This window comes from Gilvimarinus sp. 1_MG-2023, from assembly GCF_030548285.1.
Genome location: NZ_JAUOSC010000011.1, coordinates 52,979 through 68,464, shown reverse-complemented (window position 1 = coordinate 68,464; position 15,486 = coordinate 52,979). Strand labels below are relative to the sequence as shown.

Here is a 15,486-nt window from a genome sequence, read left to right as displayed (position 1 = left end):
CCGGGCTGCCCCCAGCGGTTATGACTGGCATCGCGACAAAAACTGCCCGTTGCGGCCGGTTTTATACTGACCGGGTACATAGCTCAGCTCGCCGTTTACCCACACGGACTGAATGCCCGTTGCTACCTGTTTGGGATTGGCAAAGGTGGCGGTGTCCTGAATTTTTTCTGCATCAAACAACACCAAATCGGCCCAGTAACCCGCGCGAATTTCGCCCCGACGAGGCAGGCGGAATTCAGCGGCAGACAAACCCGTCATTTTGTGAATGGCGGTGGCTAAATCAAAAATTTTTCGCTCGCGACAATAGTGCGCTAACACTCGGGGAAAGGCGCCCCACAATCGTGGGTGTGGGTGCGGATCGTTAGGCAAGCCATCGGAGCCAACCATAGTGCGCGGGTATCGCAAAATATTTTCCACATCCTGTTCACTCATGCAGTAGTAAACCGCACCGGCCGGCTGTAGACGCTCGGCGGCCTGAAGCAAACTCACCTGCCATTCGGCGGCAATTGTGCCCAGCGTTTTTCCCGCGTGTTCGGGATGGGGCTCCGACCAGGTAATAAAAATATCGGTGTCTTCGGTGACCTGCGCCAAGTCCAGAGTGCTGGAGCTGGCGGCATAGGGATAACAGTCGCACGCCACTTTTTGTGTTTGCGCGGCGCCTTCTAAATGCTGCAGTAATTCTGTACTGCGGCCCCAGTTGCCTTTGCCTGCACACTTTAAGTGAGAAATAATCAGCGGTGCCTTACCCGTATGCGAGGTGTAAAACGCTTCGTTCATCGCCTCCAGCACGCCATCGAACTCGGTGCGCAAGTGAGTGGTATACACCGCCCCGGCCTCACCCAGAATCTTGACCATCGCGAGCACTTCGTCAGTAGTGGACTGCTTGGCGCTGGCGTAGGCAAGGCCGGAGCTCATACCGAGCGCGCCGTCTTGCAGCGCCTCTTGCAACTGGCCGGTCATGGCCGCCAGCTCAGCATCGGTGGCGGCGCGGTCGAGCCGAGCCATATGATTGTTGCGAATTGCGGTGTGCCCAACCAGCGCGCCCACATTAACGCTAGGCTGAGCGGCTTGCACGGCACTCACATAGTTAGCAAAATGCGGATATTGGAACTGGGCGTTATCCCCCAGTAAGCTGAGCGGGTCGGGCGGGTCGCCAGCCAAAGTGACCGGGCTGGCACTAATACCGCAATTGCCCACGATGACGGTCGTTACCCCCTGGCTGATTTTCTCCAGCATATGGGGGTTGTGAATCACATTGAGGTCGTCGTGGGTATGCACATCGATAAAACCGGGGGCCAAGCACAGGCCCTCTGCGTCTACCGTGTGATTCGCGCTCGCCTCTAGGTGCGGTGCCACGGCGGCGATTTTGCCCGAGGCGATGGCGACATTGGCACGAAAAACTCCGCCGCCGGTGCCATCCAGCACCAGCGCGTTTTGAATCAGGGTGTCGTACTGCATAAGTCTCTTATTTACTAACAAACCCTAACTCAAAATGGTTGCGAGTTTGCCGTCAGTCTCCAAGGGGCAAACGATCTTTGCCCTGCTTGTGTGTATCCAGCGTGTGCTTTATGCGGCGCAGTGTCTCTCGGCTTTTACGTTTTTGGCGCACCGCCAACTCTGTTACTAATACATCGAGAGCGGCGAGCATCACATAACGCGACGCACTGGGTTTAAAAATAAAATCGGTTTCCATCGATTCGATTGGCAACAAACAATCGACCATATTGCCCAGCGGAGAATTCTGTACGGTAATCCCCACCAACTTGGCGCCGTACTCGCGGGCGATTTCTGCCGCCGCTTGCACATCTGGGCTGTAACCCCCGGCCGACAGGCAGATCACGACATCGTTAGCTTCAAGGGTTGCGGCTGCCATTCGCATCAGCATGGGGTCCGAGTAGGCGGTGGCACTCACCCCCAGTCGGAACAATCGATACTGACATTCCTGCGCCAATACGGTGGAACCGCCGCCCACCCCAAATACAACGATTTGCCGAGCCGCGACCATGGCCTCCACGGCGGGCTCAACCACTGCATCGGTGATTAGTGCCGCACTGTGCTCTAAAGCAACTTGCACCGCTTCAAATACCGCGTGCTTCCCATCCAGCTCCGTGGGCGGCTCGCTGTAAAACCGCTGGCCGATCGCCACCGATTGGGCCAATCGCAATTTCAAATCGCGTACATTTTTACAATCCACAGCGCGGGCAAAACGGGTAATACTGGCCTCACTGACCCCAGCCTTAGCCGCCATATCACTGATACTGGCTTGTGAGGCAAACTGTAGGTCGGCCAAAATCATTTTGGCGATTTTCTGCTCGGCATCACGCAGTTGTCCGTACAGAGTGTTAATGCGCGATACGATGTCTAGATCATGAGTCATTACCCGTCTCCTCGCCCGCACAATAATGGTCGATTACCCAGCCTGGCTGGCGTTATTATGCACCCAATGAAATTATGTATCAACATTTGACCATCTTTACTGTTATTTAATATCATAAGTAATTGCAACACTTCACTTTACCGGCCTGGGCCACCCTATGACGACCACGCAAGACACAACTCATTCACTCAGCGACAAAGGGATTGTGATTACCGCGCAAGCGGCGCCTTACTTGTTAGACGAAGCCATCAGCTTACCTGCAGCGGTATTATACCAGTCGCGGCTGACCAACAATCTTAGCTGGATGCAGCGCTTTGCCGACGCACAAGGCGTCAAACTGGCCCCACACGGCAAGACCACAATGACCCCAGCACTGTTTCAACAACAATGCGAGCAAGGAGCCTGGGGCCTTACCCTTGCCACTCCTCCGCAAGTTGCAGCGGCGGCCGAAGTGGGCACCCGGCGTGTTCTTATGGCTAATCAGTTGGTTGGCCACGCCAATATGCAGCTCATCAGCCAGCTGCTGGAAAATTCTCAACTGGAGTTTCACTGCCTGGTAGATAGCCGCGCTAATGTGGAAGCACTGAATCGATTCTTTACCAGCCGCGGCCAAACGCTCAATGTCATGATTGAGATGGGCGCCGACGGGGGACGCTGCGGTTGTCGCACCAGCGAGCAGGCACTGGCACTGGGCCACGCCATTGCCCAGCAACCCGCCCTAAACCTAACCGGCATTGAAACTTACGAGGGCGTCATTAGTGGCCCCAATGCCCCGGCGCGTATTCGCCAACACCTGACATGGGTGCTTAAAACGGCGCAGGAAATATACGGGCAGGGATTATTTACCGGCGCCAAGGCCATCCTTACCGGCGCCGGATCCGCGTGGTACGACTTGGTCGTGGAGGTATTCAGCCAGGCCGACCCCGATACATTTACAACCGTTATTCGCCCCGGCTGCTACCTGATTCACGACCAGGGTATTTACCTTGAAGCACAACAAAACGTACGACAACGATTGGGGGACACATGTACGATACCGGGCGACTTACAATCTGCCCTTGAGATTTGGGCCTATGTGCAATCGCTGCCCGAAGCGGGAGTGGCCATTATTGGGCTGGGCAAACGCGACTGCGCCTTTGATGCCGGCCTCCCCCAACCCACCTTACATTTTCGCCCTATGGATGACACCCCAAAACCGGCACCATCATCTTGGCAGGTGGTAAAGATCATGGATCAGCACGCCACCATGACCATACCCAGCGACAGCAATCTGCGCGTGGGCGATATGATTGCCTTTTCTACCTCGCACCCCTGCCTTACCTTCGACAAGTGGCGACAGCTGCATGTCATTGATGACCAATTCCGAGTACTGAATACCATCGACACTTTTTTTTAATGAGCGGCATAACGATGAAACGGATTACCACTTTTTTGCTTTTGGCCTTCGCGGTAGTGAGCCTAAAGGCTGCGGGGCACACTCACACCACCCCAGTCGCCGCCGCGCTTATGCCACAACCGCAATCGGTTACCACCGAAGAAGGTCTGCTGCATTTAACCGGTATACCAAGCATTAAAATAATAGGGTCAAACAGCGACAGACTAATCGCAGCTGGCCAGCGTTTTACTGAGCGCTTTAGTCGCCAAACCGGTCTTACCCGTTCAATACCAAACACGCTATTAACCTTGCGTATCCGTAACTCTGCACTGCCTCTGCTGGACAAAAAAAGCGAGTCTTATACGCTTGCAATAACCCCCCAAGGCATCACCCTAAACGCTGCCACCGAGCTTGGTGCCTTGCGCGGCTTGCAAACATTGCTGCAATGGGTCGGCATAAACCAAGGGCCGAGCTTGGCCTTACCCTCGGCCGTGATTCGTGACCAACCGCGTTTTGCCTGGCGCGGTTTGCTACTGGATTCGGTGCGGCACTTTTTACCGGTGACAGATATTAAGCGACAACTTGATGGCATGGCCGCAGCTAAGCTCAATGTATTGCACTGGCATTTAACCGATGACCAAGGCTGGCGTTTTGAATCTAGCGCTTATCCGCGCCTGCACACCGTTGCCAGTAATAACGGCCAATTTTATAGCCGCCAACAAATAACCGACGTCGTAAACTACGCGCACGCACGCGGTATTTACGTGTTGCCCGAAATTGATATGCCGGGGCACGCCAGCGCCATTGCACTGGCCTACCCGGAGCTTATGTCCGCCCCCGGCCCCTACCGGGCGGAAGATCGCTGGGGCGTACACAAGCCGCTACTCAACCCCGCCAACCCCAAGGTATATCAATTCGCTCAAACCATTTTACAAGAAGTCGCCGAGCTGTTTCCATTTCCCTATGTGCACATCGGCGGCGATGAAGTTGACCCGGAACACTGGCAAAATAATCCGAACATTCAAGCCTTTGCCCGAGCTAATAATCTGCCGGATAGCCACGCACTACACGCCTACTTTAATCGACAACTGTCCGATATTCTCTCGCAACTGAACCGGGCGATGATCGGCTGGGACGAAGTACTGCACCCCGAGCTTGCCCCCGGTACCATTGTGCAGTCCTGGCAGGGGCCAGATGCTCTGGGCCGGGCGATCAATATGGGTTTTCCCGCACTGTTATCGACCGGCTTTTATCTCGACCAACCGCAGTACGCCAACTATCACCACCGCGTCCGCTTTTTACCGCAGCCGATTGATATCGACACCACCCCGGCCGACAACGAAAGCTGGAGCAGTTGGCGCTTTATGGTACCGCGCAAACGCGGCAGTGATGTACAAGGGCAATTGACAGTGATTGGCGAAGAGGAAAATGCTCGCGGCTTTATTGATTTTCAAGGCAAGTCGCGTCAGGTGGTGCAGAACCTTCGCCGACAAGACGGCGACATACAGTTTAATGTCGATACCTGGATGGGGCCGGTGGCAGCCACTCTCACAACCACGCAAAACCAGCTGTACGGAACACTGCAGGTAGGCAATGCCCCCTACACGTTAACCGGCGAGCGTGTGGCAGGCAGCGATATCGCTCACAGCCGCATCCCTGTGCCACAGCCCAAAGATTATATCGACAGCGACAAACAACACTTACTGCTCGGTGGCGAGGCGGCACTGTGGAGTGAAATGGTTGATCGTACCAATTTGGATTTACGCTTGTGGCCGCGCGGTTTTGTGGTGGCCGAGCGTTTGTGGTCCGACGCCTCGGTCAGAGAAGAAAAATCCATGCAACAACGTTTGCGCGCTGTGGCGAATTGGTCAGTGCACTCTGTGGGCTTGCTGCATGATGAGCAGCAAAAAAATAAACTGGCAACTCTGGCTCCCAAGGCCGAGTTATCCACCTTGCTGACGGTCAGCTCTGCCTTAGAACCGGCACACTATTATCATCGCCACCACGAAAAATCCGTGCACGAAACCTATTCGCGGCGCGACCGGCTCAACCGCCTGGCCGACGCTTTGCCCGCACAAAGTGATACCGCCATAGAGTTTGCACAACAGGTAAACGCCTGGCTCACTGCCACCAATGACAAAGCGCAAACGGCTGCCCTGCAAACGCAGCTGCGCGCTTGGAAAAAAGCCAGTGAGGCATTGAGTAAAACCTCTGCCAATAATGAACTACAGGCATTGAATGCCAGTGTGTACGACATCAGTTGCGCGGGGCTTACACTCATCAAACATATTCAGGCCAGACAAACACTTGAGCCCGACCAGCTAACAGACATTCGTAACCATCTCAACACAGCACTCAGGCTTCAACACGAAATCATCGTAGCGGCGGCGTTTGGAGTGGAGCGGCTCTTTCTCCACTCGCAGACCATGCCACCTCAAGGACAATAACCATGCGACAAAAAAAACTTAATAATATTTTTATCAATACACTCGTCGCAGTAAGCCTTGGCGCCTGCGCACACAGTTTTGCCGCCGACAGCATCGACTGGGTAGAGGAGAATACGTTTACCCAAGGGGTGGAGGGGCCGGTGGTGGGGCCGGATGGCACACTCTACGCGGTCAATTATCAACGCGAAGGCACCATCGGCCAAGTGTTGGCTAAAAACCAAGCCAGCTTGTGGTTAGCATTACCCGAGGGCAGCACCGGCAACGCGCTGCGTTTTGCCCCCGATGGCAGCATGCTGGTCGCCGATTACACCGGCCATAACATTCTGCGCATTGAACCTAAAACCCAAGCGGTAACTGTGTTGGCCCACAACACCAAAATGAACCAACCCAATGATATTGCGGTAGCAGCCAGCGGGTATATTTACGCCAGCGACCCCAACTGGGCCGAGAGCACCGGCCAGCTATGGAGGATTAATCGCAACGGCGATACTACGTTACTCGAGGCCAACATGAGCACGACTAATGGTATAGAGTTATCCCCCGCTGGCGACACGCTCTACGTTAACGAAAGCGTAGCACGCAAAGTTTGGGCTTACGATGTGAATAATGAAGGCGAGCTCGACAATAAACGAGAGTTTTATACCTTTGCCGACTACGGCTTAGACGGCATGGCCTGCGATGAAAGCGGCAATGTGTATATTGCCCGTTACGGCGCCGGCACCATTGTCGTACTGTCGCCGCAAGGTGAACTGATTAAAACCGTGGCGTTAACCGGCCAATATCCCACCAATATTACCTTCGGCGGTGAAGGCAACAAGCGGGCGTTTGTCACCATGCAAAAGCGTGGTGCGATTGAGAGCTTTTTGATTGATTGAACGGTTTTGCATTCGGAGCGGTGTGTTTAAATATTTTTTGCTTGTGTATTATTTAAATTGTTGAGCGTCACTATGGGCGCGCTTAAGTCCGGCCCATTACAAATGTTGATCAACCGTGGAGACCATAGCCGCGATACCACCGCCTTTCAGTTTGGCCACTAATTCGGCTAAATCAGCCAGTTGCGCGCGCTCGATAAGTTGCTCGCTGTCTGGCTGCAGGCGCCCCTTGCTGATCATCGATTCCACAAACGTTGTACTAGTGCCTAAAAATTCAGCACCTTCTTGAATAGACAGTCGTTCTTTCATACCGCAATACCTTCGGTTAACAATTTTTGGGGCAGTAGATCAAAGACAGATGGCACAGTGTTCGATACCGACACCCTGTGCCATAATACCTGCTTTGATTTATCCCTGTGCATAAAAGGTAGGCCAATCAGCCATGAGTAAAGGAATTCTGTACACCGTTTCTGCCCCTTCCGGCGCAGGGAAAACCAGTTTGGTCAATGCTCTGGTGCAGTCCAACCCAGAAGTGTGCGTGTCAGTTTCTCATACCACCCGCCCCATTCGCCCCGGCGAGCAAAATGGCGTTAACTATCATTTTGTCAGCCACGATGAATTTGAATCCATGCTGGCCGAGTCTGCCTTTTTGGAGCACGCCGAGGTGTTTGGCAACTGGTACGGCACCTCACAACAGTGGGTAGAACAAACGCTGGCCAGCGGCATGGACGTCATTTTGGAAATTGACTGGCAGGGCGCGGAGCAGGTGCGCAAATTAATGCCCGATACTGTCAGCCTGTTTATTCTGCCCCCCTCCCTACCGGCCTTAAGACAACGCCTAACCGGCCGCGGCCAGGACGACCCGGCGGTGATCGAAGGACGAATGAATGAGGCGATTAACGAAATCTCCCACTATGTAGAGGCGGATTATTTAATCGTTAATGACGATTTCACCACCGCCTTGGCACAACTGCAGGCACTGATTACCAGCCAGCACCTGCGCCAAGTGGTGCAGGCCGATCGCCATAAAGATCTGCTGGCCGAACTGTTAAACAGCCAATAACGTAAAATAGCTTTTACTATCGCGCGTTTTGTGTACAATATCGCCCCCGCTCGCGACCGCCCTCGCTGGCTCTTAGCGTCACTTTGACGCATAATAGTCTCAAAGGCCGCGAATATCGCGAGCTCCCAATCAAGCATTACGAAACGGAAACACTCATGGCACGTATTACTGTTGAAGATTGTCTCGATCATGTCGACAACCGCTTTGAACTGGTTATGGTAAGCAGCAAACGCGCTCGCCAAATTGCGGTGGGCGGCAAAGAGCCTCACGTGGCAGAAGAAAACGACAAGCCAACGGTTATCGCGCTGCGCGAAATCGAAGAGGGTTTTGTCGATGCCAGCATTTTGCTTGAGCGCGATGAACCAGCACCCGCACCGCAAATGGAAGAGAGCAACTTCGAGCCTCAACCCCCTATGTAATGAACCTTAATTCGATCGGAGGACCCCATTGTTAACCATTGAGGCACTGAGCCACAGACTTTCGTCCTACTTAGAGCCCCCTCAGATCGAACAGGTCAAACGCGCCTATTTTTACGCTGAACAAGCGCACGATGGGCAGAAGCGCCGCTCGGGTGAAGATTATATTACTCACCCGCTGGCGGTTGCGGATATCCTCTCCGGCATGCACATGGATCACCAGAGCCTGATGGCCGCCATGCTGCACGATGTGATTGAAGACACCGGCATCCCCAAAAAAGCCATCGCCAAACAATTTGGCGATACCGTTGCCGAATTGGTGGATGGGGTCAGTAAGCTCACCCAAATTGAGTTTGAATCACACGCTGAAAAACAAGCCGAGAACTTTCAAAAAATGGCACTGGCCATGGCCGATGATCTGCGGGTTATTTTGGTCAAGCTGGCCGACCGTCTGCACAATATGCGGACTCTGGGCGCCATGCCGCCACACAAAAAACGCCGCATCGCCAAAGAGACACTGGAAATCTACGCACCCATCGCTCATCGCCTGGGTATGAACGATTTGCGTCTGGAGTTTGAAGACCGCGGCTTTTACGCCATGTACCCGCTGCGCGCCACCCGCATGCAGGCGGCCCTCAAAACGGCCCGCGGCAACCGCAAAGAGCTGGTGGAGCAGATTCAAACCGCCATTGAAAAGCGTCTAAACCGAGAAAAAATTACCGCGGTGGTCATTGGGCGAGAAAAACATCTTTTTAGCATTTATCAAAAAATGCGGCAAAAGAAGAAATTTTTCAAAGAGATAATGGATGTTTACGCCTTTCGCATTATCGTCGACAGTATCGATGCCTGCTACCGCGCGCTGGGCATGATTCACAACCTGTACAAGCCCGTGGCGGGCGAATTTAAAGATTATATTGCCATCCCCAAGGCCAACGGCTATCAATCTCTGCACACAGTATTGGTGGGCATGCACGGCGTACCCATCGAGGTGCAAATTCGCACCAAAGAAATGGACGAAATGGCCAACACGGGTATTGCGGCTCACTTCTTGTACAAGTCCGACAGTGATGACTCGCTCAGCAGCAGCCACAATCGCGCCCGCCAATGGGTCCAGGGCCTGCTGGAAATGCAGCGCCGCGCCGGCGATTCGCTAGAGTTTATTGAAAACGTAAAAATCGACCTGTTTCCGGATGAAGTCTATGTCTTCACCCCCAAAGGTCGCATTGTCGAGCTGCCCCACGGTGCCACGGCGGTGGACTTTGCCTATGCGGTACACACAGACATCGGCAATACCTGTGTGGCCTGCCGTATTAATGGCCGCTTGGCTCCGCTGTCGCAACCACTACGCAGTGGCCAAAAAGTCACTATCATTACCGCGCCCGGCGCGCAGCCCAACCCCAGCTGGCTGGACTTTTCTATCTCCGGTAAAGCGCGCAGCTCCATTCGCCACTTCTTAAAAAACCAACGCCACCACCAGTCGGTTGCCTTGGGCAGAAAAATGCTCAGCCGCGCCCTGGGGGACCTCGACCTCGACATCGACCAGCTGACCGAAGAGCAAACCCAAAAATTGCTGCAACCCACAGGCGCCCAATCACTCGAAGCGCTGTGCGAAGATATTGGCCTCGGTAACCGTATCGCCTTTGCGGTGGCTAAACTGTTACAACCAGATGCCGATATCGACCCACGCGGTGGCAGCATTTATTCGCCACTGTCTATCGATAGTTCGGACGGTGTATTAATCACTTTTGCCAAATGCTGCCGGCCCATTCCCGGCGACCCAATTCTCGGCCATATCAGCTCGGGTAAAGGCCTGGTGATTCACCAGGATACCTGCCATAACCTGGCTGAATTCCGCGACAATCCCGAGAAAATCAGTCACGTTAACTGGGCGCCTACCGTCACCGGTGAATTCTTGGTCGATATTCGCGCCGAGGTGGAATCGGAACGGGGCATTATTGCCACACTGGCGACTCGCATTACCGAGCAAGGCGCCAGCATCGAGCATATTCACGTCAATGAGCGCGACGCCCACAACAGCGTCATCAACCTGTGCATCGGTGTGAAAAATCGCATCCACCTGGCCAATATCATGCGCCGGGTACGCAATCTGAGCTTCGTTATTCGCATTCACAGAGCGAAAAATTAACCAGCCCCACCCTTGACACATTCACTGCTTCTATTTCTTTTTGTGCAGCAGCGGCTTAGGCTCTGCCGTGCAGGGCAAATTAACGTAGCTTATCGACCAGTTAAAACCTGAGTTAGCAAGCCAATCAGCACTGGAAAAACGACACTGATTGTGAAAATATGTGAGCTACCACTCAAAACCTAACTGCCACCAGCAAGGAAGTCTTATGAAATTTGCCACATCCAGAGCTTGGGGAGCACTACCCCTTCTCGCCCTATCCGCGTACACCTCCAACACTTACGCTCAAGGTGTAGGTTCAGGCAGCATCAGTGCACTACCCGCTGCTAGTTCAATCAGTATCGCAGCCACATTAGTAGCGTTAGCCACCATCGCCTTTTTTGCCCTGCGTAATCGCAACTTTACCGCAGCCCTGATCGGCCCTTCACTGCTTATCGCAGGGGCCACCGCTTTGGTGGTTAGCCCAGACTTGCAGGCTATTAACCCTATTACCCAAGTGCAATTCACCGATCCGAGTGGTGAATACATCGACTTACAACCACAGTTTTCCTCTGGCATACGCGAGTTCGAAATTACCAATACAACAGGGAAAGCGCTCAAGATTGTTCGTGTAGAGGACCCTGACCCAAGTGACTGCTTACTCCAGCCAGTTAAACCTGAAGTACAAGGACATAAGGGTGAGGTTAAACTGGAAGCACCGGGATACCCCACTTGCACAGTAGGCGACACGCTCGAAGTGGGCTCCACCTGTAAACTCAATTTTTGGAGTGCATGTGTGACCTAATGATTGACCGACATAAACGGAGAGCTTCGGTGAAGCTCTTCGACCTTTCAGCCCACCTTACTGACCCCGCCCCAAACACAGCCACAGCCACTCCAAGTCGGCAAGTTTCTGTCTTCAGAAACAAAAAGTGTCGCCAACTTCCCGCAAATGCTGGCTAATTGACGCCAATCGTGAAAATATATGAAGCGGTTCACACAATCGAATCTACCTCACTAATTTAGACAACCATACGATAGGGAAGCTCTATGAAATTTTCACCAGTTAATGCAGGCGGAGTGCTCAGCCTTCTTGCTCTTACCACCGTCACCCCTCTAGCGAGCGCACAGGGCGTGGGAACAAGCGGCATTAGCGCGCTGCCCGCTGTCAGTTCGATAAGCATTATGGCGACTTTGATAGCGCTAGCAGGCATCGCCTTTTTTGCCCTGCGCAATCGCAGCTTTGCCGCGGCCCTGATCGGACCTTCGCTGATTGTCGCGGGAGCCACCTCGATGGTAGCAAGCCCCGACCTGCGAGCAGCCTTTACTGCTGTGCTTGAATTTACAGACCCTAAGGGCGAGTATATCGACCTGCAGCCATCGTTCGCTTTTGGCGCTACCTACTTCGAAATCACCAACACCTCAGGCTCGCCGCTTAGAATCGTTAAAGTAGATAATCCTGACATCAGTGACTGCCCCAGTGGTAAATCAAATCTCCCGTCTGCTAAAGGAGAGGTTCGCTTAGAAGCCCCGGGCTACCCCACTTGCACAGTAGGCAACACGCTCGAAAAAGGTTCCACCTGCTCTCTTGATTTCTTTAACTTTTGTTCTGGCCCCCAATTGGATTAAAAGATTGGCTACCCGCGCGGAGAGCTTCGGCGAAGCTCTCCGCGCATTTAGTCCACTTTACTGACCCCGCCCCAAACACAGCCACAGCCACAGCCACCCCAAGTCGGCAGGTTTTTGTCTTCAGAAACAAAAAGTGTCGCCAACTTCCTGTAAATGCTGGCTAATTGACGCCAATCGTGAAAATATATGAAGTGGTTCACACAATCGAATCTACCTCACTAATTTAGACAACCATACGATAGGGAAGCTCTATGAAATTTTCAGCAGTTAATGCAGGCGGAGTGCTCAGCCTTATTGCTCTTACCATCGTCACCCCTCTAGCGAGCGCACAGGGCGTGGGCTCAAGCGGCATTAGCGCTCTGCCCGCTGTCAGTTCGATTAGTATTGTGGCGACTTTGATAGCACTAGCAGGCATCGCCTTTTTTGCCCTGCGTAACCGCAGCTTTGCTGCGGCCCTGATCGGCCCTTCGCTGATTGTCGCGGGAGCCACCGCAATGGTAGCAAGCCCTGATTTGCGAGCAGCCGCTGGTTATATGGTTCAATTTTCTGACTCTGAGGGCGAGTATATCGACCTGCAGCCAGAGTTTTCCTCTGGCACTAGACTCTTCGAAATTACCAACACCTCAGGCTCACCGCTAAGAATCGTTAAAGTAGACGACCCTGACTTCAGTGACTGCGGCATTGAGAAATCCAATACCCCGGCCGCTAAAGGAGCGGTTAGCTTGCAATCACCCAGTTTTCCTACTTGCACAAAAGGCGAGATGCTCGAAAACGGCGCCACTTGCCAGCTAGACTTTGTGGGCTTTTGTCTCTAATAATCGGCTCAATTCACTGCAAGCGGAGGGCTTCATCGAGGCTCTCCAGCGCCTTTTTCAACGGACTTCCTCCGCCTAGAAGCACTGCAAACCTCCCTCGAGTTGGCCTGTAGGAAAGCTTGGGTTTATACTTGACCGTTTTTACTGCAACGGATAACTCATGCCCAATAAAGCTGTTATACACACTGAAAATGCCCCCGAGGCTATCGGCACCTACTCGCAGGCGGTAAAGGTTAACGCCACCGTTTACTTATCGGGGCAAATCCCCCTCGACCCCAATACCATGGAGTTGATCAGCGACGATTTTGCCGAGCAGGCCGAGCAAGTGTTTAAAAACATTGCGGCTGTATGCGCCGAGGCTGGCGGCAGCCTGCAGGATATTGTGAAGCTCAATCTCTATTTGACCGATCTCGGCAACTTCCCCATCGTCAATGAGGTTATGGCCCGCTACTTCGAACAGCCTTACCCCGCGCGCGCCGCCATTGGTATCAGCCAGCTACCCAAGGGCGCTCAAGTCGAAGCCGACGGCATTATGGTTACCGCTGGATAACAGTGGTAAAACCCGCTTGAAAACTGCGGTAAATAAACTCAAACCCGGTGGCCAACAGCCGCCGGTTATCGACGCGTTTATTGAGGCTATCTGGCTCTTCTGTGGTTGGCTCTGGTGCTCCCAGCTGCCCGGCCAACCAATGCACAACCTCGCCTTGAGTGGGCGCCTGCCCATCGCTGAGCAAATAGATGGCGGCCGGCTCTGCCACTTCGTACAGTAAATGATCCAGCGCACGGGCCGCATCATCGATATGCATTCGGTTGGTAAAGGCACCACTGGCCCGCACAGCGCCGTCTAACACTCTAGTGATCAGCCGCTCCCGCCCCGGGCCATAGAGCCCGGCCGGCCGCGCCACAACCACCGGCAACCCCGAGTGGCGCAGCACCTCTTCAGCCTCCAGCAGACGCTGACCGGAGAACCGCTGCGGTTGCGTTAAAGAAGTTTCATTCACCCAGCTTCCGTCCGTCTGGCCATAGACCGAGGTACTGCTCACCAATATCACCCGCTTGGGCGCGGGCAGATCATCGTAGGCCCGAACTAAGTTTTGGCACAATTGCACATAGCCTTGCCGATAGCCATGATCACTTCGCTCACTGGGAGTCGGGCACAGCAACACTCGCTCATACCCCTCACTTATTACCGCTTTGAGATCGGTCAACCGGGTGTAATCGCCTCTTACGTAGCGGATAGTGGCGCAGGCTGGTGCGTTTTGAATCCGGCGCCTCATGCCTGTAATAGCAACGCTGCGCTCAGCCGAAAATTGCGCCAGTCGACGTCCTAAATCGCCACATCCAATAATTAATAGTTTTTCGCTATCCATTTTGCTAGATTAGTAATAGTTGATGAATTTTAAACCCAGTGGGCCACCATGACTCTGACCGAACTGCGCTATATCGTAACTCTAGCTCAAGAACAACATTTTGGCCGTGCCGCCGAGCGCTGCTTTGTCAGCCAACCGACACTTAGCATTGCGGTAAAAAAACTCGAAGAAGAGCTGGGTGTGGCTTTGTTTGAGCGCTCTAAGTCACGAGTGTCCGCCACGCCTTTGGGTGAAAAGATAGTCGCCCAAGCCAACTTGGTGCTGGAGCAAACCTCCGCCATTAAAGACATTGCCAGCGAGGGTAAAGATCAGCTGTCCAGCCCGCTCAGTATCGGCGCAATTTTTACTATCGGCCCCTATCTGCTGCCCTATTTCATACCCGAGCTGCAGCGCAACGCCAGTGCGATGCCACTTTACGTAGAAGAGGGCTACACCGCCACTCTACGCACTAAATTACGCAAGGGCGAGCTGGATGTAATAATCGTTGCTCTACCCTTTACCGAGGCAGATGTAGTGACCCAGCCACTGTACGAAGAACCCTTTGTGGTGCTGATGCGCAAAGACCACCCACTGGCCAGTCAGGCGTCGGTTGCCCCGCAGGGGCTCGACCAAGAAGAGGTTCTGCTACTGGGTGAAGGCCATTGCTTTCGCGATCAGGTCTTAGAAACCTGCCCTAATCTGAAAGTGTCCATGGAGCAGAGCAGGCCATCGGGCGGCGGCAAGGTACGCACCGCCGCCGAAGGCAGCTCACTGGAGACTCTGCGCCATATGGTCGCCTCGGGGCTGGGCATTACCATCCTCCCAATCTCTGCCGCCCAAACCACAGGCTACAGTGAAGATGTACTGGTCACTCGCCCCTTCTCGGGTGAGCCCCCCAAGCGCACGGTGGCCTTGGCTTGGCGAGCTAGCTTCCCACGCTTTAAGGCGGTGGACGCGTTGCGCAGCGCCATCCGCAGCTGCCAACACAATAACCCACTGATTAAAATCATTAACTAAACGC

General features: G+C 53.8%; 15 protein-coding genes. 11 read left to right on the top strand and 4 right to left on the bottom strand.

The window, feature by feature from the left end:
- Positions 1–18 precede the first annotated feature (18 nt).
- Both Q4563_RS12375 and Q4563_RS12370 read right to left on the bottom strand, forming a co-directional pair.
- Complete coding sequence (locus tag Q4563_RS12375; RefSeq protein WP_303604691.1) at positions 19–1,458, bottom strand: N-acyl-D-amino-acid deacylase family protein; 1,440 nt, start codon at positions 1,456–1,458, stop codon at positions 19–21.
- Between the two features lie 52 nt (positions 1,459–1,510).
- Positions 1,511–2,377, bottom strand: coding sequence for a MurR/RpiR family transcriptional regulator (locus Q4563_RS12370; protein WP_215974988.1), 867 nt, complete (start codon positions 2,375–2,377; stop codon positions 1,511–1,513).
- 157 nt (positions 2,378–2,534) lie between these two features.
- Between Q4563_RS12370 and Q4563_RS12365 the strand changes: the two genes are divergently transcribed.
- The 3 genes from Q4563_RS12365 to Q4563_RS12355 are packed head-to-tail and all read left to right on the top strand — an operon-like array spanning position 2,535 to position 7,074.
- A complete protein-coding gene (locus Q4563_RS12365) occupies positions 2,535–3,773 on the top strand; it encodes an amino acid deaminase (RefSeq protein ID WP_303604690.1) in 1,239 nt (412 codons plus the stop codon).
- A 14-nt stretch (positions 3,774–3,787) separates the two neighbouring features.
- Positions 3,788–6,199 carry a beta-N-acetylhexosaminidase gene (locus Q4563_RS12360; RefSeq protein ID WP_303604689.1) on the top strand — a complete coding sequence of 804 codons (2,412 nt, stop codon included), beginning with the start codon at positions 3,788–3,790 and terminating at the stop codon, positions 6,197–6,199.
- Between the two features lie 2 nt (positions 6,200–6,201).
- Positions 6,202–7,074 carry an SMP-30/gluconolactonase/LRE family protein gene (locus Q4563_RS12355; protein WP_303604688.1) on the top strand — a complete coding sequence of 291 codons (873 nt, stop codon included), beginning with the start codon at positions 6,202–6,204 and terminating at the stop codon, positions 7,072–7,074.
- Between the two features lie 96 nt (positions 7,075–7,170).
- Here the strand turns inward: Q4563_RS12355 and Q4563_RS12350 are convergent, their stop codons facing one another.
- The gene (locus Q4563_RS12350; RefSeq protein ID WP_303604687.1) at positions 7,171–7,380 is read right to left on the bottom strand and encodes a hypothetical protein; all 210 of its coding nucleotides are present in this window, start codon (positions 7,378–7,380) and stop codon (positions 7,171–7,173) included.
- A gap of 133 nt (positions 7,381–7,513) precedes the next feature.
- On the opposite strand from Q4563_RS12350, the gene gmk reads away from it, so the two are divergent.
- The 7 genes from gmk (at position 7,514) to Q4563_RS12315 (ending at position 13,666) form a co-directional block, all read left to right on the top strand.
- Positions 7,514–8,134, top strand: coding sequence for a guanylate kinase (gene gmk / locus Q4563_RS12345; RefSeq protein ID WP_303604686.1), 621 nt, complete (start codon positions 7,514–7,516; stop codon positions 8,132–8,134).
- Positions 8,135–8,289: 155 nt separating this feature from the next.
- Complete coding sequence (gene rpoZ / locus Q4563_RS12340; protein WP_215974994.1) at positions 8,290–8,553, top strand: DNA-directed RNA polymerase subunit omega; 264 nt, start codon at positions 8,290–8,292, stop codon at positions 8,551–8,553.
- 28 nt (positions 8,554–8,581) lie between these two features.
- Positions 8,582–10,696, top strand: coding sequence for a bifunctional GTP diphosphokinase/guanosine-3',5'-bis pyrophosphate 3'-pyrophosphohydrolase (spoT, locus tag Q4563_RS12335; protein ID WP_215974995.1), 2,115 nt, complete (start codon positions 8,582–8,584; stop codon positions 10,694–10,696).
- Positions 10,697–10,901: 205 nt separating this feature from the next.
- The gene (locus Q4563_RS12330; protein WP_303604685.1) at positions 10,902–11,477 is read left to right on the top strand and encodes a midcut-by-XrtH protein; all 576 of its coding nucleotides are present in this window, start codon (positions 10,902–10,904) and stop codon (positions 11,475–11,477) included.
- Between the two features lie 245 nt (positions 11,478–11,722).
- Positions 11,723–12,301 carry a midcut-by-XrtH protein gene (locus tag Q4563_RS12325; RefSeq protein WP_303604684.1) on the top strand — a complete coding sequence of 193 codons (579 nt, stop codon included), beginning with the start codon at positions 11,723–11,725 and terminating at the stop codon, positions 12,299–12,301.
- Positions 12,302–12,552: 251 nt separating this feature from the next.
- A complete protein-coding gene (locus Q4563_RS12320) occupies positions 12,553–13,116 on the top strand; it encodes a midcut-by-XrtH protein (protein ID WP_303604683.1) in 564 nt (187 codons plus the stop codon).
- A gap of 160 nt (positions 13,117–13,276) precedes the next feature.
- Positions 13,277–13,666 carry a RidA family protein gene (locus Q4563_RS12315; RefSeq protein ID WP_215974996.1) on the top strand — a complete coding sequence of 130 codons (390 nt, stop codon included), beginning with the start codon at positions 13,277–13,279 and terminating at the stop codon, positions 13,664–13,666.
- Here Q4563_RS12315 and Q4563_RS12310 read toward each other — a convergent pair.
- Positions 13,653–14,486 carry an SDR family oxidoreductase gene (locus tag Q4563_RS12310; protein WP_303604682.1) on the bottom strand — a complete coding sequence of 278 codons (834 nt, stop codon included), beginning with the start codon at positions 14,484–14,486 and terminating at the stop codon, positions 13,653–13,655. The two genes, Q4563_RS12315 and Q4563_RS12310, sit on opposite strands and share 14 nt — an antisense overlap.
- Before the next feature lie 48 nt (positions 14,487–14,534).
- On the opposite strand from Q4563_RS12310, the gene Q4563_RS12305 reads away from it, so the two are divergent.
- Positions 14,535–15,482: a hydrogen peroxide-inducible genes activator gene (locus Q4563_RS12305; RefSeq protein ID WP_215974998.1), complete on the top strand. Its 948-nt coding sequence runs from the start codon at positions 14,535–14,537 to the stop codon at positions 15,480–15,482.
- The last annotated feature ends 4 nt before the right edge of the window (positions 15,483–15,486 follow it).